A 22,547-nucleotide genomic window follows, 5' to 3' on the forward strand; every position below is an offset into this window, starting at 1 on the left:
GGGAGGGCTCTATAAATAAGCGGCGTTGGCTGCTTCAAGGCGGTCCTGGGCTTGCAGGATCAGCTCGCAGAACTCGCGGGCAGCGCCTTCGCCACCGCGGGCTACAGTAATGCCATGGGCGTGTTCGCGGACAAAGCCGGCTGCGTTGGCCACCGCCATGCCCAGGCCGACACGGCGGATCACCGGCAGGTCGGGCAGGTCGTCGCCCAGATAGGCGACCTGTTCATAGCTTAGGCCCAGTTGGGCAAGAAGTTCGTCCAGCACCACCAGCTTGTCTTCACGACCCTGGTACAGGTGGGGAATCCCCAGGTTCTTGGCCCGGCGCTCCACCACGGGGGTCTTGCGCCCGCTGATGATCGCCGTTTGCACCCCGGCGGCCATGAGCATCTTGATGCCTTGGCCGTCGAGGGTATTGAACGTCTTGAACTCGCTGCCGTCTTCAAGGAAGTACAGGCGACCGTCGGTCAGTACGCCGTCGACGTCGAAAACCGCCAGCTTGATGTTTTTACCGCGTTGCAGCAGGTCGGCACTCATTACATCACTCCCGCGCGCAGCAGATCGTGCATGTTCAAGGCACCGATCGGCCGGTCTTCCTTGTCCACCACCACCAGGGCGCTGATTTTATGGTCTTCCATGATCTTCAGGGCTTCGGCTGCCAGCATATCGGCGCGTGCCGTCTTGCCGTGAGGAGTCATGACCGAGTCGATGGTGGCGTGATGAATATCGATGGCGCGATCCAGGGTGCGGCGCAAGTCGCCGTCGGTGAAGATCCCGGCCAGGCGGCCATCGGCCTCCAGGATCACGGTCATGCCCAGGCCCTTGCGGGTCATCTCCATGAGCGCGTCCTTGAGCAGGGTGCCCCTTTGCACCTGCGGCAACTCGGTGCCTTCATGCATCACATTCTCCACCTTGAGCAGCAGACGGCGGCCCAGGGCGCCTCCGGGATGGGAGAAGGCGAAGTCTTCGGCGGTGAACCCGCGAGCTTCCAGCAGGGCCACGGCCAGGGCATCGCCCATGACCAGGGCGGCAGTGGTCGAGGAGGTCGGCGCCAGGTTCAGCGGGCAGGCCTCGTGTTCGACATGCACATTGAGGCTGACGTCGGCGGCCTTGGCCAGCGGCGAGTCAGGGTTGCCGGTCAGGCTGATCAACTGGATGCCCAGGCGCTTGATCAAGGGCAGCAGGGTGACGATTTCGTTGGTGGAGCCGGAGTTGGAGAGGGCCAGGATCACGTCGTCGCGAGTGATCATGCCCATGTCGCCATGACTGGCTTCAGCCGGGTGGACAAAGAAAGCCGTGGTGCCGGTGCTGGCCAGGGTGGCGGCGATCTTGTTGCCGACGTGCCCGGACTTGCCCATGCCGACCACTACCACGCGGCCTTTACTGGCCAGAATCATCTCGCAAGCGCGTACGAAATCTGCATCGATATGGGGCAGCAAGCCTTCTACGGCCTGAACTTCGAGGCGGATGGTGCGTTGTGCTGATTGAATCAGGTCGCTGGATTGGCTCATGTCTGAAATCGTATAGCCCGATGAAAAGGCGGCGATTATAGCGGTAATGAACAAATCCCTCACGCAAGTTCGTCAGCCTTTATCTGGCCGGTATTAGGATTCCTCCGATTTTGCCTGTCTTGGACCTGAACGTTCACGGCTTCGGCCTTGGGGGCTCCGTATCAGCAGTGATATAGTTCGCCGCCAGTTCGGCCTGCCCAGGGGCACGTACTCCCGGCAGGGAGCCAAGCGTCCGAGTGATAGGCTGCATCGCAAGGAGTTTAGATGAGTGCCGATAACGCCTACGCGGTCGAGCTGAAGGGACTGTCCTTCAAGCGCGGTACGCGCAGCATTTTCAATAACGTGGATATCCGTATTCCGCGGGGCAAGGTCACCGGCATCATGGGGCCTTCAGGCTGCGGAAAAACCACCCTGTTGCGCTTGATGGGCATGCAATTGCGGCCCAGCAGCGGCGAAGTGTGGGTCAACGGCCAGAATCTGCCGACCCTCTCGCGCAGCGATCTGTTCGATGCACGCAAGCAAATGGGCGTTCTGTTCCAGAGCGGTGCGCTGTTCACCGACCTGGACGTGTTCGAGAACGTGGCCTTTCCGCTGCGGGTACATACCGAGCTGCCGGACGAAATGATTCGTGACATCGTGCTGCTCAAGCTACAGGCGGTGGGCCTGCGCGGTGCCGTCGACCTGATGCCTGACGAGCTGTCCGGCGGCATGAAGCGTCGGGTCGCCCTGGCCCGGGCCATCGCCCTGGACCCGCAGATTCTCATGTACGACGAGCCTTTCGTGGGCCAGGACCCGATTGCCATGGGCGTCCTGGTGCGCTTGATTCGCCTGCTCAACGATGCCCTGGGCATTACCAGCATCGTGGTGTCCCACGATCTTGCGGAAACCGCGAGCATTGCCGATTACCTCTATGTGGTCGGCGATGGCCAGGTATTGGGGCAGGGAACTCCTGACGAACTGATGGACTCCGACAATCCGCGTATCCGTCAATTCATGAAGGGCGATCCCGACGGCCCAGTGCCGTTTCACTTTCCAGCGACGGACTACCGCGCAGATCTTCTGGGGAAGCGCTGATGCGCAAAATATCGCTAATCGAGAGGGTTCGCCTCTTCGGTCGCTCAGGCATCGATGTCCTGGCGGTACTGGGGCGCTCCACGCTGTTCCTGTTTCATGCGTTGCTGGGGCGCGGCGGCATTGGCGGCAGTTTTGGCCTGCTGGTCAAGCAACTGCATTCGGTGGGCGTGATGTCCCTGGTGATCATCGTCGTGTCCGGGATCTTCATCGGCATGGTGCTGGCGCTGCAGGGCTTCAACATTCTGTCCAGCTACGGTTCGGAGCAGGCCGTCGGGCAAATGGTTGCCCTGACCTTGCTGCGGGAGTTGGGGCCGGTGGTGACTGCGTTGCTGTTTGCCGGTCGTGCCGGGTCGGCGCTGACCGCGGAAATCGGCAACATGAAGTCCACCGAGCAACTCTCCAGCCTGGAGATGATCGGGGTCGATCCACTCAAGTACATCATTGCGCCGCGCCTGTGGGCCGGCTTCATTTCCCTGCCGTTGCTGGCGATGATTTTCAGCGTGGTGGGAATCTGGGGCGGTTCCTGGGTGGCTGTCGACTGGCTGGGCGTCTATGACGGTTCCTACTGGGCGAACATGCAGAACAGCGTGACCTTCACCGGTGACGTGCTCAACGGTGTGATCAAAAGTATTGTTTTTGCGTTTGTAGTGACCTGGATCGCCGTATTCCAAGGCTACGACTGTGAGCCCACTTCAGAGGGGATCAGCCGTGCCACTACCAAGACCGTGGTGTATGCCTCGTTGGCCGTACTCGGCTTGGACTTTATTCTGACCGCCTTGATGTTTGGAGATTTCTGATGCAAAACCGCACCCTGGAAATCGGTGTCGGCCTTTTTCTGCTGGCCGGCATCCTGGCTTTGCTGTTGCTTGCCCTGCGGGTCAGTGGCTTGTCTCCGACTGCGAGCACCGATACCTATAAACTTTACGCCTACTTCGACAATATCGCCGGTTTGACGGTCAGAGCTAAGGTGACCATGGCCGGTGTGACCATCGGCAAGGTTACAGCGATCGATCTGGACCGTGACAGCTTCACCGGCCGGGTGACGATGCAACTGGAAAAGCGTGTGGATAATCTGCCGACCGACTCCACTGCATCTATCCTGACGGCTGGCCTGTTGGGTGAGAAGTACATCGGTATCAGCGTGGGCGGGGAAGAAGCCTTGCTCAAGGATGGTGGAACCATCCACGACACCCAGTCGTCGCTGGTGCTGGAGGACCTGATCGGTAAATTCCTGCTCAATACCGTTAGCAAAGACGCCAAATGAGGAGTTTTTCGATGATCTCTATCTTGCGACGTGGCTTGTTGGTCCTGCTGGCGGCCCTGCCGTTGCTGGCCAATGCGGCAAGCACGCCTTCCGCGCATGATCTGGTGCAGGACACGACCACCCGTCTGCTGGCGGATCTGGCGGCCAATAAAGAGAAGTACAAGCAAAGCCCGAACGACTTCTACAACGCCTTGAACGGTATTGTCGGTCCGGTGGTGGACGCCGATGGCATCTCCCGCAGCATCATGACCGTGAAGTATTCGCGCAAGGCCACTCCGGAGCAGATGGCGCGCTTCCAGGAAAACTTCAAGCGCAGCCTCATGCAGTTCTATGGCAATGCCTTGCTGGAGTACAACAACCAGGGCATCACTGTTTCTCCGGCCAAGGATGAAAGCGGTACCCGTACCAGCGTGGATATGCAGGTCAAGGGCAACAACGGCGCGATCTACCCGGTGTCCTACACCCTGGAGAAGATCAACGACGAGTGGAAAGTGCGTAACGTGATTATCAACGGCATCAATATCGGCAAGCTGTTCCGTGATCAGTTCGCCGATGCCATGCAGCGTAACGGCAACAACCTGGACAAGACCATCGACGGCTGGGCCGGCGAAGTGGCCAAGGCCAAGGAAGTGACCGAAGACGCCGCAGATAAGGTTGCGCAATGAGCGAGTCCGCCGTACGCCTCGGGGACGCCGGGGAGTTGCTGATCAGCGGTGTGCTGGATTACCGCAGCGGCCCGGGTCTGCGCAAGCAGGGCCAGGCATTGATCAAGTCGAGCAGCGCTGCGGCGTTGGTGCTGGATTGCTCGGCGGTGGAAAAGTCCAGCAGTGTCGGCCTGGCCCTGCTGCTGGCCTTCATGCGTGATGCCCAGGACCTGGGCAAGGCAGTGAGTGTTCGTGCCTTGCCCGAAGACATGCGAGAAATTGCCGAAGTATCCGGGGTCACCGAGATCCTTCTCCATCCGTAGTAACCCACATCTATATAGAAGCCCCCCGTCAGAGTCCTGCTATGCGGGGTTCGCAGGCGCGGGGCTTTTTTGTATGATGTCCGACCCGCGCGCACAGGGCGCCGATTGAGGTTGAGCATGCAGGCCAACGAAGTGAAGAGCTTTCTTGAGGGAAAGCTGCCCGGAGCTCAGGTAGAAGTTGAGGGCGAAGGCTGCAACTTTCAGCTGAACGTGATTAGCGACGAACTGTCGGCCTTGAGCCCGGTGAAGCGTCAGCAGAGCATCTATGCCCATTTGAATCCATGGATTGCCGATGGCAGCATCCACGCGATCACTATGAAATTTTTCAGCCGCGCGGCCTGGGCCGAGCGCACCTGAGCCCAAGGGCGTCGAGACTGTTATGGATAAATTGATTATTACCGGCGGCGTTCGCCTTGATGGCGAGATCCGCATTTCCGGGGCCAAGAACTCCGCGCTGCCGATTCTGGCAGCAACCCTGCTGTGCGATGGCCCGGTCACCGTGGCCAACCTCCCGCACCTGCACGACATCACCACCATGATCGAGCTGTTCGGTCGCATGGGCATCGAGCCGGTGATCGACGAGAAACTGAGCGTCGAAATCGATCCGCGCACCATCAAGACCCTGGTGGCGCCGTACGAGCTGGTGAAAACCATGCGCGCCTCGATCCTGGTCCTGGGGCCGATGGTTGCCCGTTTCGGCGAAGCCGAAGTGGCCCTGCCTGGCGGTTGCGCCATCGGTTCGCGTCCAGTGGACCTGCACATTCGCGGCCTGGAAGCCATGGGCGCGGTGATCGATGTCGAGGGCGGCTACATCAAGGCCAAGGCGCCTGAAGGCGGCCTGCGCGGTGCTAACTTCTTCTTCGATACCGTGAGTGTGACCGGTACCGAGAACATCATGATGGCCGCTGCCCTGGCCAAGGGTCGCAGCGTGCTGCAGAACGCCGCCCGCGAACCTGAAGTCGTCGACCTGGCGAACTTCCTGATCGCCATGGGTGCGAAGATTTCCGGCGCTGGCACCGACACCATCACCATCGATGGCGTCGAGCGTCTGCATTCGGCGATCTACAAAGTGATGCCTGACCGTATCGAAACCGGTACCTACCTGGTGGCCGCAGCCGTCACCGGCGGCCGGGTCAAGGTCAAGGACACCGATCCGACCATCCTTGAAGCCGTTCTGGAAAAGCTCAAGGAAGCGGGCGCCGAAGTCACCACCGGCAGCGACTGGATCGAGCTGAACATGCATGGCAAGCGCCCCAAGGCGGTCAACGTGCGTACTGCTCCGTACCCGGCGTTCCCGACCGACATGCAAGCGCAGTTCATTTCCCTGAACGCGATTGCCGAAGGCACGGGCGCGGTCATCGAGACCATCTTCGAAAACCGCTTCATGCACGTGTACGAGCTGCACCGCATGGGCGCCAAGATCCAGGTCGAAGGCAACACCGCGATCGTTACCGGCACCGAGATCCTCAAGGGCGCGCCAGTCATGGCCACCGACCTGCGGGCCTCGGCCAGCCTGGTGATCTCGGCCCTGATGGCCGAAGGCGACACCCTGATCGACCGCATCTACCACATCGACCGTGGTTACGAGTGCATCGAAGAGAAGCTGCAGATGCTCGGCGCCAAGATCCGCCGCGTACCGGGCTAGTAGCATGACGGGCACAGGGAGGTGCCCAACGCTGAATCAGTTCCACGTCGAGCCTGTCTTCAGGCTCGACGCATGTCTGGCGCCGTTTGCGTCCGGGCATCAGTCGCCGCATAAGGACTTACGTTACTCATGTTGACCATCGCACTGTCCAAGGGCCGTATCCTCGACGACACGCTGCCGCTTCTGGCTGAAGCGGGCATCGTGCCAACCGAGAATCCGGACAAGAGCCGCAAACTGATCATCCCCACGACCCAGGACGACGTTCGCCTGCTGATCGTGCGTGCCACTGACGTACCGACCTATGTCGAGCATGGCGCCGCCGACCTCGGGGTGGCCGGCAAGGACGTCCTGATGGAGTACTCCGGCCAGGGCCTGTACGAACCGCTGGACCTGCAGATTGCCCAGTGCAAGCTGATGACTGCCGGTGCGATTGGCGCCGTCGAACCCAAGGGGCGCCTGCGCGTGGCCACCAAGTTCGTCAACGTGGCCAAGCGTTACTACGCCGAACAGGGCCGCCAGGTCGACATCATCAAGCTTTACGGCTCGATGGAGCTGGCGCCGCTGATCGGTCTGGCGGACAAGATCATCGACGTGGTCGACACCGGCAACACCCTGCGGGCCAACGGTCTGGAGCCCCAGGAACTGATCGCTACCATCAGCTCCCGCCTGGTGGTCAACAAGGCATCGATGAAGATGCAGCACGCCCGTATCCAGGCGTTGATCGATACCCTGCGCAAGGCAGTGGAATCGCGACACCGCGGCTGATTCACATGCGTGGCCTTGAGCCGCGCCCATCTATCCGCGTCATAGCCAGAATGCTCAGGTGCCCACGCGGATGGCTTGGTAGTCTTGCGGCGCCTGAGCTTTGCAAATCCAAGCTTGCCCTTTTGTGCACTCGCCAATCATTGAGGCCTTCGCTATGACCGCTCCGACTGCAATTCGCCGACTCAACGCTGCCGACCCGGATTTCGCCCGTCATCTGGATCATCTGCTGAGCTGGGAAAGTGTCTCTGACGATTCGGTCAATCAGCGGGTGCTGGACATCATCAAGGCCGTGCGCGAGCGCGGCGATGCGGCGCTGGTGGAGTTCACCCAGCGTTTCGACGGCCTGCAAGTGGCCTCCATGGCCGACCTGATCCTGCCGCGCGAGCGCCTGGAACTGGCCCTGACCCGAATCACCGTGGCCCAGCGCGAAGCCCTGGAGAAGGCCGCGGCGCGGGTGCGCAGCTACCACGAGAAGCAGAAGCAGGACTCCTGGAGCTACACCGAAGCCGACGGCACGGTGCTGGGCCAGAAGGTCACGCCGCTGGACCGCGCCGGCCTGTATGTACCGGGGGGCAAGGCGTCTTACCCGTCATCGGTGCTGATGAACGCGATCCCGGCCAAGGTGGCGGGCGTGACCGAGGTGGTGATGGTGGTGCCGACCCCCCGTGGTGAAGTCAACGAGCTGGTACTGGCCGCTGCCTGCATCGCCGGGGTTGACCGGGTGTTCACCATCGGTGGCGCCCAGGCCGTGGCCGCGCTGGCCTACGGCACCGAAAGCGTGCCCCAGGTGGACAAGGTGGTCGGCCCGGGCAACATCTATGTGGCCACGGCCAAGCGCCATGTGTTCGGCCAGGTCGGGATCGACATGATCGCCGGTCCGTCGGAGATCCTTGTGGTCTGTGACGGCCAGACCGATCCGGACTGGATCGCCATGGACCTGTTCTCCCAGGCCGAGCACGACGAAGACGCCCAGGCAATCCTGGTCAGCCCGGACGCCGAGTTCCTGGACAAGGTGGCGGCGAGCATCGCCAAGCTGCTGCCGACCATGGAGCGCGCGGAAATCATCAACATCTCGATCAATGGCCGTGGCGCGCTGATCCAGGTTCGCGACATGCAGCAAGCCATGGACGTGGCCAACCGCATTGCCCCCGAGCACCTGGAGTTGTCGGTGGCCGACCCGCAAGCCTGGCTGCCGCAGATCCGCCACGCCGGGGCGATCTTCATGGGCCGTCACACCTCCGAGGCGCTGGGCGATTACTGCGCCGGGCCGAACCACGTGCTGCCGACGTCCGGTACTGCGCGTTTCTCCTCACCGCTGGGGGTGTATGACTTCCAGAAACGCTCGTCGATCATCTTCTGCTCCGAGCAGGGTGCGTCCGAGCTGGGCCGGACCGCCTCGGTGCTGGCCCGTGGCGAGTCGCTGACCGCCCACGCCCGCAGCGCCGAATACCGCATCGTCGACGACCAAGATCAGGGGCAATGAACATGAGCAAATTCTGGAGTCCGTTCGTCAAGAACCTGGTGCCCTACGTGCCGGGCGAACAACCCAAGCTGACCAAGCTGGTCAAGCTCAACACCAACGAAAACCCCTATGGCCCGTCGCCCAAGGCCCTGGCGGCGATGCAGGCCGAGCTCAACGACAACCTGCGCCTGTATCCCGATCCCAACAGCGACCTGCTCAAGCAGGCGGTGGCCCGCTATTACGGGGTGCAGGGCAATCAGGTGTTCCTTGGCAACGGTTCCGACGAAGTCCTGGCGCACATTTTCCATGGCCTGCTGCAGCAGGATAAGCCGCTGCTGTTCCCGGACATCAGCTACAGCTTCTACCCGGTGTACTGCGGTCTATACGGCATCGACTACCAGGCGGTGCCCCTGGACGAACAGTTCCAGATTCGTGTGGCCGACTACGCCCAGCCCAACGGCGGGATCATCTTCCCCAACCCGAATGCGCCCACCGGTTGCCTGCTGGCCCTGGACGCGGTGGAGCAGATCCTCCTGGCCAGCCCGGATTCGGTGGTGGTCGTGGACGAGGCCTATATCGACTTCGGTGGCCAGACTGCCATCAGTCTGGTGGACCGTTACCCCAACCTGCTGGTGACCCAGACTCTGTCCAAGTCGCGCTCTCTGGCCGGCCTGCGAGTGGGCCTGGCGGTTGGGCATCCGGACCTGATCGAGGCCCTGGAGCGGATCAAGAACAGCTTCAACTCCTACCCTCTGGATCGCCTGGCCATTGTGGGTGCAGCGGCGGCCTTCGAGGACCGCGAGTACTTTGCCAAGACCTGCCAACTGGTGATCGACAGTCGTGAGTGGGTGGTGGCGCAGTTGCAGGCCAAGGGTTTTGAAGTATTGCCGTCGGCGGCCAACTTCATCTTTGCCCGCCACCCCCAGCACGACGCAGCCGGCCTGGCGGCCAAGCTGCGTGAGCAAGGGGTGATCGTGCGTCACTTCAAGCAGGAACGGATTGCCCAATTCCTGCGCATCAGCATCGGCACGCCGGAGCAGAATCAGGCGCTGATCGACGGGTTGGGGCAGCTTTAAGCCGCAAGCTGCAAGTTAGAAGCCCAGAGCCAATGCTTGGAGCCTCTGGCTTGCAGCTACAAGCTTGTAGCTGCAGCCACCGGCTGCTCTCACTCGTGGTGCGGCTCGCCGAGGAAGGTCAGGGAGCTGAACAGGCCGCGTGAAGCCACATCCGGGTCGTCCTTGAGCGGCACTTCAAGCTCTGCGGCAATCACGTTCAAGCCTTCATTTCTCACCAACACTTGAGCGCGTCCCTGGGCATCGGTTTCGGTGCTCAGGGTGCTCGGTGCATTGCGGTAGTCGCCGATCAACTTGACCCCAGCCACGGGCTGCCCATCCAGCAGTACCCGTACCGGCAGGCTATTGCCCTGGCCCACGGTCAGCGGGTCGACTTCCGGCAGGATCAGCAGCTTGAGCTGTTCCAGCTTGGGCAGCTTCGCCCCCGCTTGATAGATCGCCAGGCTGTACTTGAAGGTGTGGGTCGAGGCGATGGCCCCCGGGACTTTGCTGCGCCCCTGGTTGACCCAGCGTTTGTCCGCCGTTTGCGACCACGGACCGTTGTCCAGCGCCACGGCCAGCACCGCCGCTGGCTTGAGTGGTTGCAGGCGCGCGTGGTCGGCCAGGCGTTGCACGCTCACCGGAATCATTCTGGCTGCGGCGTCGTAGGCCCAGGCACCACTGACCTTCTTGGCCTTGAAGGCGTCGTCTTCGGCGCCGTGGCCGTAGATCACTTCGATATTGCCGCGGCGCTGTTCGGTCCACAGACCGTGGGCCGAGGCCTGGGTTGTACCCAGGGTGGCGAGCAGGCCCAGCAGGGCGATTGATTTGAGGTTGTGCATGGCGATTTCCGGCTACAGGTTGAGTGTCAGGCTGACGGTGAAGTTGCGCGGCTCGCCGGGCGTGACCCAGTAGTTGCTGTAGGAGCGCTCGTAGTACTTCTCGTCGAACAGGTTGTTCAGGTTCAGGCCCAGGGTCAGGTTGTCACTGGCCTTGTAGTGGGCCAGCAAGTCCAGGGTGCGGTAGGCGGGCAACTCGAAGCGGCCTCCGGCCTCGCCCGAGCGATCGCCGACGTAGGTCAGGGCGGCGCCGACGTCCGAGCCTTTGAGTCGTCCGCCCTGGAACTCATAGACGCCCAACAGGCTGCCACTGTGCTTGGCCACGCCGAGTATGCGACTGCCGGCGGGGATCGCCCGATCACCCTTGGTGACCTCGGCATCGATCAGCGCATAGGCACCAATCACCCGCACCGCATCGCTCAACTGGCCGGTCACTTGCACGTCGAAGCCCTGGCTGCGGGCCTTGCCCACGGAGCGGCTGGAGTCGGTGCCGGGGTCCAGGGCCAGGACGTTTTCCTTGTCGATATGGAAGGCGGCGAGGGTGGCGCTCAGGCGTTCGTCGAACAGCTCGCTCTTGATCCCCACTTCATAACCGACCCCTTCCTCGGGCTTGAAGGTCTTGCCGGCCGCATCCAGCCCGTTGTTGGGCTTGAACGAGGTGGAGGCGTTGGCGAACAGGCCCAACTGCGGAGTCAGTTGATAGAGCAGGCCGGCGCGCTGGGTCAGGGCGTCGTGGCTCTGGCGGCTGCGCTTGCCGGTGGTGTGGTCGTCGATCCGTTGCTCGAAATGTTCGAAGCGGGCGCCGAGCATGCCGCGCAAGCGGTCGTTGAAGACAATCTGGTCCTGCAGGTTGAGGGCCTGGCTTTCGACATGTTCGAAAAAGTCCGTGCCGGAACGTTTGCCGTTGGGCTTGGCCTGGCCGTAGATCGGGTCGTAGATGTCGACAGCGTAGGCGCCGCCGGCGAGGGTGGTGACCCGCTCGTTCTTGCGGTAGTTCTCGTATTCGCTGCCGATCAGCAGTTCGTGCTGCCAACTGCCGATGTCGAACAGGCCGCGCAGTTCCAGTTGGGTGATGCTGTCGTGCCAGTTGTTGTCGCGCTCGCGATAGCGCCGGTTGACGGTGTGCTGGTCGGCATTCAACGGGCGGGTTTCCGAGGCAAAGCCCCACAACTTGCCTTCCTTGTAGTGGCTGGCCAGGCGCAGCTTCCAGCTGTCGTTGAGGTGATGTTCCAGGGCGGCCTGGAGCATGGTGTTGTGGTTGTCGATGTTGCCGTCGTTGGGTTCACCGAGGAAGGTCGAGCGCGAGACGCCGCTCCAGCGATTGTTGGGCGCGACGATGCCGCGGTCGAAGGTCGAGCTGTGGCGCACGAACTCGCTCTCCACCAAGAGGCTGGTGTCCGGGTTCAGCTGCCAACTGAAGGAGGGGGCGACGAACAACCGGCGGCTGTCCACATGGTCGCGGAAGCTGTGGTTGTCCTCCACCGCCAGGTTGACCCGGGACAGCAGGTTGCCCTGGTCATCCAGCGGGGTGTTGAGGTCCAGGGCGGTGCGGTAGCGGTCCCAGCTGCCGGCGCTGGTCTGCAGGGTGGCGAAGGCTTCGGGCTGAGGTTTCTTGGTGACGATGTTCACCGTGCCGCCGGGATCGCCCCGGCCATAAAGGCTGGCCGCCGGTCCCTTGAGCACTTCGATGCGTTCGATATTGGCCGCATCCGGGGTGCTGGGATAACCGCGATTGGCGCTGAAACCGTCCTTGTAGAACTCCGAGGTGGTGAAGCCGCGCACGCTGTATTCATACAGGGTCAGGCCGCCGAAGTTGTTCTGCTTGGAGACTCCGCCGGCGAACTCCAGGGCCCGCTCGACGTTACTGCTGCCCAGGTCCTTGAGCACGCTGGCGGGGATCACGCTGATGGACTGCGGGATATCGCGGATTGCCGTGTCAGTCTTGGTGGCGCTGGCCGAGCGAGTGGCCCGGTAACCTTTGACCGGGCCGCTGGCAGACTCGTATTCGGTGGTGATGCGGGTGGTTTCAAGTTCCAGCGACTGCGGTTCTTCGGCAAGCAGCGGGTCTGCCAGCAGGCCCAGGGTCAGGCCTGCCAAGGGGAGGATTTTTCGGGACGTCATCGGGCTGTTCCAATAGCAATATTGAAACAATATAACATGACTGATGAGAATGTATGTTGTTAGCCCGGCATGGCCGGGCGCACATTCACTCTTCTTCTTTGACCGGTGCGGGCGGTGGACGCAGGCCGATTTCTGCGGTCAGCTTGAGTTCCTTGCCGTTGCGCATGACCTGGATCGAGACTTTGTCCGTCGGCTTGATCCGTGCCACCTGATTCATCGAACGACGACCATCGCCGGCGGGTTCGCCGTCGATGCTGAGGATCACATCACCCAGCTGCATACCGGCCTTCTGCGCCGGACCGTCGCGGAAGATCCCGGCCACCACGATTCCAGGCCGCCCGGCCAGGCCGAAGGACTCTGCCAGCTCCTGGGTCAGCGGCTGCACTTCGATGCCCAGCCAGCCCCGGATCACCTGGCCATGCTCGATGATCGATTTCATCACCTCCATGGCCAGTTTGATCGGGATCGCGAAGCCGATGCCCTGGGAACCGCCGGACTTGGAGAAGATGGCGGTGTTGATCCCGGTCAGGTTGCCGTTGGCGTCTACCAGTGCGCCACCGGAGTTGCCTGGGTTGATCGCGGCATCGGTCTGGATGAAGTCTTCGTAGTTGTTCAGGCCCAACTGGTTGCGCCCGGTGGCGCTGATGATGCCCATGGTCACGGTCTGGCCGACCCCGAACGGGTTGCCGATGGCCAGGGCGACATCACCGACACGGACGCTTTCCGAGCGGCCGACGGTGATCGAAGGCAGTTTTTTCAAGTCGATCTTGAGTACCGCCAGATCGGTTTCCGGATCGCTGCCGATGACCCTTGCCAGGGTTTCACGGCCATCCTTGAGCGCCACCACGATCTGCTCGGCGCCGGAGGTCACGTGGTTGTTGGTCAGCAGGTAGCCTTCGGGGCTCATGATCACCCCGGAACCCAGGCTTGACTCCATGCGCTGCTGCTTGGGCAGGTTGTCGCCGAAGAAACGCCGGAACTGCGGGTCTTCAAACAGCGGATGCGCGGGTTTGTTGATCACTTTGGTGGTGTACAGGTTGACCACCGCGGGCGCGGCAATCAGTACCGCATCGGCGTAGGAGACTGGCCCCTGCTGGGTACTGGTGGTTTGCGGAGCTTGCTGCAGGTTGACGTCCAGGCTGGGTAGCCCGACCCATTGCGGATAACGCTGAATAATCAACAACGCGATAAGCACGCCGGCCAGTAGCGGCCAGCCAAAAAAACGCAGAGCCTTGAGCATTGAGCAAGTCCTGGGTGGTTACGAAGGGCTGCGCACGGCCCATAATGTCGCGCATTATACGAGGCCGCGCGCGCCTCTGAACGGGATATTTAGGAGTCTTTTATGGCCGTTGCCCTGAGCACACTGGTGGAAGAAGCGGACCGCTACCTGGGCAGTTCACGTATCGCCGACTATTGCCCCAATGGCTTGCAAGTCGAAGGACGCCCGCAGGTGATGCGCATCGTCAGTGGCGTGACCGCCAGCCAGGCGTTGCTGGACGCAGCCGTGGAGGCCAAGGCCGATCTGGTGCTGGTGCATCACGGCTACTTCTGGAAAGGCGAGAACCCCTGCATCACCGGAATGAAGCAGCGTAGGTTGAAAACCCTGCTCAGGCACGACATCAGCCTCTTGGCCTATCACCTGCCCCTGGACCTGCACTCGGAGGTGGGCAACAACGTGCAGTTGGCCCGGCAGTTGGATATCACCGTGGAAGGCCCATTGGACCCGGAGAACCTCAAGGTCGTCGGTCTGGTCGGTTCCCTCAGCGAACCCATGACGGCGCGGGACTTTGCCCGGCGGGTGCAAGAAGTGATGGGCCGTGAACCCTTGCTGATCGAAGGCAGCGAGATGATCCGTCGGGTCGGCTGGTGCACCGGCGGCGGCCAGGGCTACATCGACCAGGCGGTCCAGGCCGGCGTCGACCTGTACCTGAGTGGTGAGGCTTCGGAACAGACATTCCACAGCGCCCGGGAAAACGACATCAGCTTCATTGCTGCCGGTCACCACGCCACTGAGCGTTATGGCGTCCAGGCCCTGGGCGACTACCTGGCCCGGCGCTTCGCCCTGGAGCACCTGTTCATCGACTGCCCCAACCCGATCTGACCCCGTGCAGGAGCCGGCTTGCCGGAAAAAAGATCTTCAGCCCTGAGGTGCGCTTGCAAGCGCCTTCGCTGGCAAGCCAGCTCCTACAGAGGGGCGTTTGGGGGCTAACGGAGCGGTATATTCATATACCGTTTCGTTCTAGTTGGCGTCCTGATTAGAAGCAGGTCGCTGTGCTAGCATGCCCCGCTCGAACACGGCCCGCTGGCCGTCCATAAGAAAGCTTTCGTGAGTAGCCATGGTCGACAAACTGACGCATCTGAAACAGCTGGAGGCGGAAAGCATCCACATCATCCGCGAGGTGGCCGCCGAGTTCGACAACCCGGTGATGCTGTACTCCATCGGTAAAGACTCCGCCGTGATGTTGCATCTGGCCCGCAAGGCGTTCTTCCCCGGCAAGCTGCCGTTCCCGGTGATGCACGTCGATACCCAGTGGAAATTCCAGGAAATGTACAAGTTCCGCGATCGCATGGTCGAGGAACTGGGGCTGGACCTGATCACCCACGTCAACCCGGATGGCGTGGCCCAGGGCATCAATCCGTTCACCCACGGCAGTGCCAAGCACACCGACATCATGAAGACCGAGGGCCTCAAGCAGGCTCTGGACAAGTACGGTTTCGACGCCGCATTCGGCGGTGCCCGTCGCGATGAAGAGAAGTCCCGCGCCAAGGAGCGCGTCTACTCGTTCCGCGACAGCAAGCACCGCTGGGACCCGAAGAACCAGCGCCCCGAGCTGTGGAACGTCTACAACGGCAAGGTCAACAAGGGCGAGTCGATCCGCGTGTTCCCGCTGTCCAACTGGACCGAGCTGGACATCTGGCAGTACATCTACCTGGAAGGCATCCCGATCGTGCCGCTGTACTTCGCCGCCGAGCGTGAAGTGATCGAGAAGAACGGCACCCTGATCATGATCGATGACCAGCGCATCCTTGAGCATCTGTCCGATGAAGAGAAAGCCCGCATCGTCAAGAAGAAAGTGCGTTTCCGTACCCTTGGCTGCTACCCGTTGACGGGCGCGGTGGAGTCCGAGGCCGAGAGCCTGACGGACATCATCCAGGAAATGCTCCTGACGCGAACTTCCGAGCGCCAGGGTCGGGTCATCGACCACGATGGCGCCGGCTCGATGGAAGATAAAAAACGTCAGGGTTATTTCTAAGGGGCTGTCATGTCGCATCAATCTGATTTGATCAGCGAGGACATCCTCGCTTACCTGGGCCAGCACGAACGCAAAGAGCTGCTGCGCTTTCTCACCTGCGGTAACGTCGACGACGGCAAGAGCACCCTGATCGGGCGTCTGCTGCACGACTCGAAGATGATCTACGAAGACCATCTGGAAGCCATTACCCGGGATTCGAAGAAGGTCGGCACCACCGGTGACGACATCGACCTGGCGTTGCTGGTCGATGGCTTGCAGGCCGAGCGCGAGCAGGGCATCACCATCGATGTCGCCTATCGTTATTTCTCCACCGCCAAGCGCAAGTTCATCATCGCCGACACCCCCGGCCATGAGCAGTACACCCGCAACATGGCCACCGGTGCTTCCACCTGTGACCTGGCGATCATCCTGGTGGACGCCCGCTACGGTGTGCAGACCCAGACCCGTCGTCACAGCTTCATCGCCTCCCTGCTGGGCATCAAGCACATCGTCGTGGCCATCAACAAGATGGACCTCAAGGACTTCGATGAAGGTGTGTTCGAGTCGATCAAGGCCGACTACCTGAAGTTTGCCCAGGGTTTGAAGATCCAGCCCACCAGCCTGCACTTTGTGCCAATGTCGGCCCTCAAGGGCGACAACGTGGTGAACAAGAGCGAGCGTTCGCCCTGGTACACCGGCCAGTCGCTGATGGAAATTCTCGAGACTGTGGAAGTGGCCGGTGACCGCAACTTCACCGACCTGCGTTTCCCGGTGCAGTACGTCAACCGTCCGAACCTGAACTTCCGTGGTTTTGCCGGCACCCTGGCCAGCGGCATCGTGCACAAGGGCGACGAAGTCGTGGTGCTGCCGTCGGGCAAGAGCAGCCGGGTCAAGTCCATCGTCACCTTCGAGGGCGAGCTGGAGCAGGCCGGTCCAGGCCAGGCCGTGACCCTGACCATGGAAGACGAGATCGACATCTCCCGCGGCGACCTGCTGGTGCATGCCGACAACGTGCCGCCGGTCACCGACAGCTTCGAAGCCATGCTGGTGTGGATGGCTGAAGAACCGATGCTGCCGGGCAAGAAGTACGACATCAAGCGCGCCACCAGTTACGTGCCGGGTTCGATTGCCAGCATCAATCACAAGATCGATGTGAACACCCTGGAAGAGGGCGCGGCCAGCGCGCTGCAACTGAACGAGATCGGCAAGGTCAAGATCAGCCTCGACGCGCCGATTGCCCTGGATGGCTACGAGAGCAACCGCACCACCGGTGCTTTCATCGTTATCGACCGCTTGACCAACGGCACCGTCGGCGCCGGCATGATCATCGCCCAGCCAGTGGCCCATGGCAGCGCCACCCACCATGGCAAGCTGGCTCATGTGGCCACCGAAGAGCGTGCCCAGCGCTTCGGCCAGCAACCGGCCACCGTGCTGTTCAGCGGCCTGTCGGGCGCGGGCAAGAGCACCCTGGCCTACGCGGTGGAACGCAAGCTGTTCGACATGGGCCGTGCGGTGTATGTGCTCGATGGCCAGAACCTGCGGCACGACCTGAACAAGGGCCTGCCACAGGATCGTACCGGGCGTACCGAGAACTGGCGCCGTGCGGCTCACGTGGCCCGTCAGTTCAACGAAGCTGGCCTGCTGACCCTGGCCGCGTTCGTGGCGCCGAGTGCCGAAGGGCGCGAGCAGGCCAAGGACCTGATCGGCAAGGATCGTCTGTTGACGGTGTATGTCCAGGCATCGCCTGCGGTGTGCGCTGAGCGTGATCCTCAAGGCCTGTACGCTGCCGCTGGGGACAACATCCCGGGCGAGTCCTTCCCCTATGACGTTCCGCTCAACGCCGATCTGGTGATCGACACCCAGGCGCTGTCGGTGGAAGAGAGCGTCAAGCAGGTGCTGGACCTGTTGCGTGGCCGCGGCGTGATCTAAGCCGTAGCAAAAAGCCCGCAGCCGAGTGATCGGCTGCGGGCTTTTTTGTGCGCTGCAGATAGCGTCAGCCGGCCAGGACGGTGCAGCTACGCAGGCGCTGGCCTGCCAGCGAACAGGCCCTCAGGGCTTTGCCGGATACTCGCGATGCAGTTCTTCCAGCAGCGCGTCCTTGTCCAGCCACTGCTGGTTGATCCAGCCCTGGAATGCCTGGCGATAGGTCGTGTCCTGCTCGTAATTCTTGCCAATGAACTGCGGTGGAATCTGCACTTCCTCAAAGCGCACCACCACCTCCTTGACCCTGCCGCACAGCAGGTCCCAGAAACCGGGCCGGCCAGCGGGGTAGTGGATGGTCACATCGATGATCGATTGCAATTGCTCGCCCATGGCATCCAGGACAAAGGCGATGCCGCCGGCCTTGGGCTTGAGCAGGTAGCGGAACGGCGACTGTTGCTGGGCATGCTTGCCTTCGGTGAAGCGCGTGCCCTCGACGAAGTTGAAGATCCCCACCGGGTTGTTGCGGAACTTCGCGCAGGTCTTGCGGGTGGTTTCCAGGTCCTTGCCCTTTTTCTCCGGATGCTTTTCCAGGTAGGCCTTGGAGTAGCGCTTCATGAACGGAAAGCCCAGGGCCCACCAGGCCAGGCCAATCACCGGCACCCAGATCAGCTCCTGCTTGAGGAAGAACTTCAGCGGGCGGATGCGGCGGTTGAGCACGTACTGCAGGACCATGATGTCGACCCAGCTCTGGTGGTTGCTGGTGACCAGATAGGAGTGCTGGTAATCCAGGCCTTCAAGGCCTTTTACGTGCCAGCGGGTGCGGCACACCAGCTGCATCCAGGTCTTGTTATTGCTGATCCAGGCTTCGTGGGTGTGGTTCATCAGCCAGTGGGTGAAGCGCTGGGTGAGGGCGAAGGGCAGGGCCTTGCAGATCGCCACGCAGAACAGGAACGAGCACAGCAGGATGGTGTTCAGCGCCAGCAGGATCGAAGCGATGATCCCGCGCACGGCGGCAGGTAGGAATTCCAGCATTTAGACATCCATGGGTCGGTTGGCGGCTTGAATCGCGGTCAGGGCGATGGTGTAGACAATGTCATCCACCTGGGCGCCTCGAGGCAGGTCGTTAACAGGCTTGCGCAGGCCTTGCAGCATCGGCCCCAAGCTAACGCAATCGGCACTGCGTTGCACGGCCTTGTGGGTGGTGTTGCCGGTGTTCAGGTCGGGGAACACGAAAACCGTGGCCTTGCCTGCCACCTGGCTGTTGGGAGCCAGTTGCCGGGCGACGTTTTCGTTGGCCGCAGCATCGTATTGCAGCGGGCCGTCGATCAACAGCGAACGCTGGGCTTCATGGGCCAGCAGGGTCGCCTCGCGGACTTTCTCCACTTCTTCGCCGCTGGCCGAGTCGCCGCTGGAGTAGCTGATCATGGCCACTCTTGGGGTAATGCCGAACGCCGCCGCCGAGTCGGCACTCTGCAGGGCGATCTCCGCCAGTTCGCTGGCGCTGGGGTGCGGGTTCATCACGCAGTCGCCGTAGACCAGCACTTGCTCGGGGAACAGCATGAAGAAGACCGAGGACACCAGGGTGCAGCCCGGGGCGGTCTTGATCAGTTGCAGGGCCGGGCGGATGGTGTTGGCGGTGGAATGGATGACCCCCGATACCAGGCCATCCACCTCATCCAGGGCCAGCATCACGGTGCCGATCACCACCGGGTCCTCCAGTTGCTGCTCGGCCATGGGGGCGTTGAGGCTCTTGCTCTTGCGCAGGGCCACCATGGGCTCCACGTAGCGCTCGCGAATCAGGTCCGGGTCGAGAATCTCCAGGCCTTCGGGCAACTCGATGCCCTGGGCCCGGGCTACCGCATGCACTTCCTCTGGCTTGGCCAGCAGTACACAACGGGCGATGCCCCGGGCCTGGCAGATGGCGGCGGCCTGTACGGTCAAGGGTTCGCTGCCTTCGGGCAGGACGATACGCTTGTTGGCGTCCTGTGCCCGCTGGATCAACTGATAGCGGAACACCGCCGGCGACAGGCGCATTTCCCGCGGAGTGCCGCAGCGCTGGTGCAGCCAGTTGGCGTCCAGGTGGCTGGCGACGAAGTCGGTGATGATTTCCGCGCGCTCGCGGTCATCGATGGGGATTTCCTTGTTCAGGCCATTGAGCTGGTTGGCGGTGTCGTAGGACCCGGTGCTGACCGACAGTACCGGCAGGCCGGCGTTCAGGGCACCACGGCACAGATCCATGATGCGCGGGTCGGGCAGGGTGTCGCTGGTCAGCAGCAGGCCGGCCAGGGGCACTCCGTTGATCGCCGCGAGACTCACGGCGAGGATGATGTCGTCGCGATCCCCCGGGGTCACCACCAGTACGCCGGGCTTGAGCAGTTCCACGGTGTTGCGCATGGTGCGGGCGCAAATGATGATCTTGGTCATGCGCCGGGTTTCATAGTCCCCGGCATTGAGCACCTGGGCGCCCATCAGGTCGGCTACGTCGCGGGTGCGCGGTGCGTTCAGTTCCGGCTGGAAGGGAATGCAGCCCAGCAGGCGGAAGTCGCCGCTGCGCAGCAAGGGCGAGTGCTCCTTCAAACGGGCGGAGAACGCCTCCATGCTTTCGTCGGTACGCACCTTGTTGAGGATCACCCCCAGCACTTTCGGGTCTCGCGGGCCGCCGAACAACTGCGCCTGCAGCTCGACCCGTCCCGACAGCTCGGTGAGCACTTCGTTTTCCGGAGCAGAGACCAGGATTACTTCGGCATCCAGGCTTTTGGCCAGGTGCAGGTTGACCCGGGCGGCGTAGCTGGCGCTGCGGGTCGGCACCATGCCTTCGACGATCAGCACGTCCTTGCCGATGGCGGCCTGCTGGTAGAGGGTGATGATTTCCTCCAGCAATTCATCCAGCTGGCCATCGCCGAGCATTCGCTCCACATGGGCCAGGCCCAGGGGTTGTGGCGGCTTCAGGCCGTGGGTCCGGGCTACCAGCTCGGTGGAGCGCTCGGGGCCGGTATCACCGGGGTGGGGCTGGGCAATGGGCTTGAAAAAGCCGACCTTGAGGCCGGCCCGTTCCAAGGTACGCACCAGCCCGAGGCTGATGGAGGTCAGACCCACACCAAAATCGGTGGGCGCGATAAAAAAAGTTTGCATGCGAGTTCTCAGAAGGTGCATGGCAAAGGCGACGGTCTGCAGCCGTCTGCCTGGTCGTCAGGCGCTAAGGTTATCGTTATCCGGTGCTTGAGCACACCAGCCGCAGTCAAAGCGCTGGCCTATTTTTTCCGCCCGCAACTGCGGGTCCAGTACCCAGGCCCGGGATTGCCAGGGCGGCAAGTGGCGAAGGTGCTGGCTATGCCCACAGGACAGTTCGGCCACCCAATGACCCTCTTCGTCCTGATGGAAACCGCAGATTGTCGAGTGATTTTTCACGTTCCGTTGGTCCGGGTTCCGTTCGCTTTCGAGCGATTGCTTCGCTAAACTTGCCCGTTCTTCATTCTTATGCAAAAGGTCCCGCCCCATGCTGATCGCCGCCAATAAGGCTGTCTCCATCGACTATACCCTCACCAACGATGCTGGTGAGGTCATCGACAGCTCTGCCGGCGGCGCCCCGCTGGTTTACCTGCAAGGCGCAGGTAACATCATTCCTGGTCTGGAAAAGGCTCTGGAAGGCAAGCAAGTCGGTGACGAACTGAACGTCTCCGTGGAACCTGAAGATGCCTACGGCGAATACGCTGCCGAACTGGTCAGCACCCTGAGCCGCAGCATGTTCGAAGGCGTCGACGAACTGGAAGTGGGCATGCAGTTCCACGCGTCCGCTCCGGACGGCCAGATGCAGATCGTGACCATCCGTGATCTGGACGGTGACGACGTGACCGTAGACGGCAACCACCCGTTGGCCGGTCAGCGCCTGAACTTCCAGGTCAAGATCGTTGCCATCCGTGATGCCAGCCAGGAAGAAGTCGCTCATGGTCACGTCCATGGCGAAGGTGGCCATCACCACTGATTTTCTGCGCTAAGCTCAAGCTTACTGGAGAGGCGCCCGAGGGCGCCTTTTTAGTCCGCGGCTTTTGGCTGTACTGTCGAGAGGCTGTTTTTCTGTAAGAACACAGGAATTTGGAGTTCGTCATGAGTGCTTTTCACGACCTTAAATTGAAAGCCCTGGATGGTCAGGAGCTGCCGCTCGCGCCCTTCAAGGGGCAAGTCGTGCTGGTGGTCAACGTCGCCTCCAAATGTGGTCTGACACCACAATATGCGGCGTTGGAGAATCTCTACCAGCAATACAAGGCCCAGGGATTCAGCGTGCTGGGGTTGCCCTGCAACCAGTTCGCCGGGCAGGAACCGGGCACCGAGCAGGAGATCCAGGAGTTTTGCAGCCTCAACTACGGGGTGACTTTTCCCTTGAGCAGCAAACTGGACGTGAACGGTCCCGAGCGTCATCAGCTGTACCGTTTGCTGGCGGGCGAGGGCGCGGAGTTTCCCGGGGATATCACCTGGAACTTCGAGAAATTCCTGTTGGGCAAGGACGGTCGGGTACTGGCGCGTTTCTCGCCCCGTACCGCTCCGGATGATCCGACTGTGGTCCAGGCCATCGAAAAAGCCCTGAGCTAAGCACTGCCGGGCCCCTCTTTCACGCCGCTGCAATGCGGCGTTTTTGCATCTAAATCACTCAAATCAATAATGCTGTGCAGCACTGTGAGGGGGTCATATTATCCTCA

At 61.8% G+C, this 22,547-nt stretch carries 23 protein-coding genes; 15 read left to right on the top strand and 8 right to left on the bottom strand.

All coding sequences use genetic code 11. The annotated features are described in order from the left end of the window. Positions 1-9 precede the first annotated feature (9 nt). Positions 10-534: a KdsC family phosphatase gene (locus DWF74_RS20595; RefSeq protein WP_102861154.1), complete on the bottom strand. Its 525-nt coding sequence runs from the start codon at positions 532-534 to the stop codon at positions 10-12. Further along, entirely contained in the window at positions 534-1,508 is a 975-nt protein-coding gene (locus DWF74_RS20600) for a KpsF/GutQ family sugar-phosphate isomerase (RefSeq protein ID WP_115581612.1), read from the bottom strand. The genes DWF74_RS20595 and DWF74_RS20600 overlap by 1 nt, the downstream gene beginning before the upstream one ends. A 264-nt stretch (positions 1,509-1,772) precedes the next feature. On the opposite strand from DWF74_RS20600, the gene DWF74_RS20605 reads away from it, so the two are divergent. From DWF74_RS20605 to hisC, 10 genes are all read left to right on the top strand, one after another. Next, a complete protein-coding gene (locus tag DWF74_RS20605; RefSeq protein ID WP_102861156.1) occupies positions 1,773-2,582 on the top strand; it encodes an ATP-binding cassette domain-containing protein in 810 nt (269 codons plus the stop codon). Next, the gene (gene mlaE / locus DWF74_RS20610) at positions 2,582-3,379 is read left to right on the top strand and encodes a lipid asymmetry maintenance ABC transporter permease subunit MlaE (RefSeq protein ID WP_102861157.1); all 798 of its coding nucleotides are present in this window, start codon (positions 2,582-2,584) and stop codon (positions 3,377-3,379) included. The genes DWF74_RS20605 and mlaE overlap by 1 nt, the downstream gene beginning before the upstream one ends. Then, positions 3,379-3,846 (top strand): outer membrane lipid asymmetry maintenance protein MlaD, encoded by a 468-nt coding sequence (gene mlaD / locus DWF74_RS20615; protein ID WP_011059277.1) that lies wholly within the window; start codon positions 3,379-3,381, stop codon positions 3,844-3,846. The genes mlaE and mlaD overlap by 1 nt, the downstream gene beginning before the upstream one ends. A gap of 11 nt (positions 3,847-3,857) precedes the next feature. Next, complete coding sequence (locus DWF74_RS20620) at positions 3,858-4,511, top strand: MlaC/ttg2D family ABC transporter substrate-binding protein (protein ID WP_102861158.1); 654 nt, start codon at positions 3,858-3,860, stop codon at positions 4,509-4,511. Further along, positions 4,508-4,813 carry an STAS domain-containing protein gene (locus DWF74_RS20625; RefSeq protein ID WP_102861159.1) on the top strand — a complete coding sequence of 102 codons (306 nt, stop codon included), beginning with the start codon at positions 4,508-4,510 and terminating at the stop codon, positions 4,811-4,813. Before DWF74_RS20620 ends, DWF74_RS20625 begins: the two co-directional genes overlap by 4 nt. Before the next feature lie 117 nt (positions 4,814-4,930). Next, the gene (locus DWF74_RS20630; RefSeq protein WP_011059280.1) at positions 4,931-5,170 is read left to right on the top strand and encodes a BolA family protein; all 240 of its coding nucleotides are present in this window, start codon (positions 4,931-4,933) and stop codon (positions 5,168-5,170) included. A 22-nt stretch (positions 5,171-5,192) separates the two neighbouring features. Next, positions 5,193-6,458 carry a UDP-N-acetylglucosamine 1-carboxyvinyltransferase gene (murA, locus tag DWF74_RS20635; protein ID WP_102861160.1) on the top strand — a complete coding sequence of 422 codons (1,266 nt, stop codon included), beginning with the start codon at positions 5,193-5,195 and terminating at the stop codon, positions 6,456-6,458. A 129-nt stretch (positions 6,459-6,587) separates the two neighbouring features. After that, positions 6,588-7,223, top strand: coding sequence for an ATP phosphoribosyltransferase (gene hisG / locus DWF74_RS20640; RefSeq protein WP_016968619.1), 636 nt, complete (start codon positions 6,588-6,590; stop codon positions 7,221-7,223). A 154-nt stretch (positions 7,224-7,377) separates the two neighbouring features. Continuing rightward, a complete protein-coding gene (gene hisD, locus DWF74_RS20645) occupies positions 7,378-8,706 on the top strand; it encodes a histidinol dehydrogenase (RefSeq protein WP_115581613.1) in 1,329 nt (442 codons plus the stop codon). 2 nt (positions 8,707-8,708) lie between these two features. Beyond that, positions 8,709-9,761, top strand: coding sequence for a histidinol-phosphate transaminase (gene hisC / locus DWF74_RS20650; protein WP_102861708.1), 1,053 nt, complete (start codon positions 8,709-8,711; stop codon positions 9,759-9,761). An 89-nt stretch (positions 9,762-9,850) separates the two neighbouring features. On the opposite strand, the gene DWF74_RS20655 is transcribed toward hisC, so the two are convergent. The 3 genes from DWF74_RS20655 to algW all read right to left on the bottom strand — a co-directional run bounded on the left by DWF74_RS20655 (position 9,851) and on the right by algW (position 13,937). Then, the gene (locus tag DWF74_RS20655) at positions 9,851-10,579 is read right to left on the bottom strand and encodes a DUF4198 domain-containing protein (RefSeq protein WP_102861161.1); all 729 of its coding nucleotides are present in this window, start codon (positions 10,577-10,579) and stop codon (positions 9,851-9,853) included. Positions 10,580-10,591: 12 nt separating this feature from the next. Further along, the gene (locus DWF74_RS20660; protein ID WP_115581614.1) at positions 10,592-12,697 is read right to left on the bottom strand and encodes a TonB-dependent siderophore receptor; all 2,106 of its coding nucleotides are present in this window, start codon (positions 12,695-12,697) and stop codon (positions 10,592-10,594) included. Positions 12,698-12,782: 85 nt separating this feature from the next. Continuing rightward, positions 12,783-13,937, bottom strand: a complete 1,155-nt coding sequence (gene algW / locus DWF74_RS20665; protein WP_102861163.1) for a Do family serine endopeptidase AlgW — start codon at positions 13,935-13,937, stop codon at positions 12,783-12,785. Positions 13,938-14,039: 102 nt separating this feature from the next. Between algW and DWF74_RS20670 the strand changes: the two genes are divergently transcribed. From DWF74_RS20670 to cysN, 3 genes are all read left to right on the top strand, one after another. After that, on the top strand, positions 14,040-14,798 hold the full coding sequence (locus tag DWF74_RS20670) for a Nif3-like dinuclear metal center hexameric protein (RefSeq protein ID WP_115581615.1): 759 nt from the start codon (positions 14,040-14,042) through the stop codon (positions 14,796-14,798). Between the two features lie 235 nt (positions 14,799-15,033). Then, positions 15,034-15,951, top strand: a complete 918-nt coding sequence (gene cysD / locus DWF74_RS20675) for a sulfate adenylyltransferase subunit CysD (protein WP_102861165.1) — start codon at positions 15,034-15,036, stop codon at positions 15,949-15,951. 9 nt (positions 15,952-15,960) lie between these two features. Then, complete coding sequence (gene cysN / locus DWF74_RS20680) at positions 15,961-17,859, top strand: sulfate adenylyltransferase subunit CysN (RefSeq protein ID WP_102861166.1); 1,899 nt, start codon at positions 15,961-15,963, stop codon at positions 17,857-17,859. A 120-nt stretch (positions 17,860-17,979) separates the two neighbouring features. Here cysN and DWF74_RS20685 read toward each other — a convergent pair whose 3' ends face one another. The 3 genes from DWF74_RS20685 to DWF74_RS20695 are packed head-to-tail and all read right to left on the bottom strand — an operon-like array spanning position 17,980 to position 21,381. Beyond that, on the bottom strand, positions 17,980-18,885 hold the full coding sequence (locus tag DWF74_RS20685) for an acyltransferase (RefSeq protein WP_115581616.1): 906 nt from the start codon (positions 18,883-18,885) through the stop codon (positions 17,980-17,982). Continuing rightward, positions 18,886-20,985 (bottom strand): phosphate acetyltransferase, encoded by a 2,100-nt coding sequence (gene pta / locus DWF74_RS20690; RefSeq protein WP_102861168.1) that lies wholly within the window; start codon positions 20,983-20,985, stop codon positions 18,886-18,888. Positions 20,986-21,042: 57 nt separating this feature from the next. Then, positions 21,043-21,381, bottom strand: a complete 339-nt coding sequence (locus DWF74_RS20695; RefSeq protein ID WP_115582467.1) for a DUF3565 domain-containing protein — start codon at positions 21,379-21,381, stop codon at positions 21,043-21,045. On the opposite strand from DWF74_RS20695, the gene DWF74_RS20700 reads away from it, so the two are divergent. Next, positions 21,350-21,835, top strand: coding sequence for an FKBP-type peptidyl-prolyl cis-trans isomerase (locus DWF74_RS20700; RefSeq protein WP_102861169.1), 486 nt, complete (start codon positions 21,350-21,352; stop codon positions 21,833-21,835). The two genes, DWF74_RS20695 and DWF74_RS20700, sit on opposite strands and share 32 nt — an antisense overlap. Before the next feature lie 122 nt (positions 21,836-21,957). Then, positions 21,958-22,440: a glutathione peroxidase gene (locus DWF74_RS20705; protein ID WP_102861170.1), complete on the top strand. Its 483-nt coding sequence runs from the start codon at positions 21,958-21,960 to the stop codon at positions 22,438-22,440. Positions 22,441-22,547 lie beyond the last annotated feature (107 nt).

The organism is Pseudomonas protegens, from assembly GCF_003363755.1.
Classification (GTDB): Bacteria; Pseudomonadota; Gammaproteobacteria; order Pseudomonadales; family Pseudomonadaceae; genus Aquipseudomonas; species Aquipseudomonas danubii.

Bases quoted from the DNA above. Each gene is read 5' to 3' on its own strand.
- DWF74_RS20595 (WP_102861154.1), bottom strand. From the start codon at position 534: ATGAGTGCCGACCTGCTGCAACGCGGTAAAAACATCAAGCTGGCGGTT.
- DWF74_RS20600 (WP_115581612.1), bottom strand. From the start codon at position 1,508: ATGAGCCAATCCAGCGACCTGATTCAATCAGCACAACGCACCATCCGC.
- DWF74_RS20605 (WP_102861156.1), top strand. From the start codon at position 1,773: ATGAGTGCCGATAACGCCTACGCGGTCGAGCTGAAGGGACTGTCCTTC.
- mlaE (WP_102861157.1), top strand. From the start codon at position 2,582: ATGCGCAAAATATCGCTAATCGAGAGGGTTCGCCTCTTCGGTCGCTCA.
- mlaD (WP_011059277.1), top strand. From the start codon at position 3,379: ATGCAAAACCGCACCCTGGAAATCGGTGTCGGCCTTTTTCTGCTGGCC.
- DWF74_RS20620 (WP_102861158.1), top strand. From the start codon at position 3,858: ATGATCTCTATCTTGCGACGTGGCTTGTTGGTCCTGCTGGCGGCCCTG.
- DWF74_RS20625 (WP_102861159.1), top strand. From the start codon at position 4,508: ATGAGCGAGTCCGCCGTACGCCTCGGGGACGCCGGGGAGTTGCTGATC.
- DWF74_RS20630 (WP_011059280.1), top strand. From the start codon at position 4,931: ATGCAGGCCAACGAAGTGAAGAGCTTTCTTGAGGGAAAGCTGCCCGGA.
- murA (WP_102861160.1), top strand. From the start codon at position 5,193: ATGGATAAATTGATTATTACCGGCGGCGTTCGCCTTGATGGCGAGATC.
- hisG (WP_016968619.1), top strand. From the start codon at position 6,588: ATGTTGACCATCGCACTGTCCAAGGGCCGTATCCTCGACGACACGCTG.
- hisD (WP_115581613.1), top strand. From the start codon at position 7,378: ATGACCGCTCCGACTGCAATTCGCCGACTCAACGCTGCCGACCCGGAT.
- hisC (WP_102861708.1), top strand. From the start codon at position 8,709: ATGAGCAAATTCTGGAGTCCGTTCGTCAAGAACCTGGTGCCCTACGTG.
- DWF74_RS20655 (WP_102861161.1), bottom strand. From the start codon at position 10,579: ATGCACAACCTCAAATCAATCGCCCTGCTGGGCCTGCTCGCCACCCTG.
- DWF74_RS20660 (WP_115581614.1), bottom strand. From the start codon at position 12,697: ATGACGTCCCGAAAAATCCTCCCCTTGGCAGGCCTGACCCTGGGCCTG.
- algW (WP_102861163.1), bottom strand. From the start codon at position 13,937: ATGCTCAAGGCTCTGCGTTTTTTTGGCTGGCCGCTACTGGCCGGCGTG.
- DWF74_RS20670 (WP_115581615.1), top strand. From the start codon at position 14,040: ATGGCCGTTGCCCTGAGCACACTGGTGGAAGAAGCGGACCGCTACCTG.
- cysD (WP_102861165.1), top strand. From the start codon at position 15,034: ATGGTCGACAAACTGACGCATCTGAAACAGCTGGAGGCGGAAAGCATC.
- cysN (WP_102861166.1), top strand. From the start codon at position 15,961: ATGTCGCATCAATCTGATTTGATCAGCGAGGACATCCTCGCTTACCTG.
- DWF74_RS20685 (WP_115581616.1), bottom strand. From the start codon at position 18,885: ATGCTGGAATTCCTACCTGCCGCCGTGCGCGGGATCATCGCTTCGATC.
- pta (WP_102861168.1), bottom strand. From the start codon at position 20,985: ATGCAAACTTTTTTTATCGCGCCCACCGATTTTGGTGTGGGTCTGACC.
- DWF74_RS20700 (WP_102861169.1), top strand. From the start codon at position 21,350: ATGCTGATCGCCGCCAATAAGGCTGTCTCCATCGACTATACCCTCACC.
- DWF74_RS20695 (WP_115582467.1), bottom strand. From the start codon at position 21,381: ATGGAGACAGCCTTATTGGCGGCGATCAGCATGGGGCGGGACCTTTTG.
- DWF74_RS20705 (WP_102861170.1), top strand. From the start codon at position 21,958: ATGAGTGCTTTTCACGACCTTAAATTGAAAGCCCTGGATGGTCAGGAG.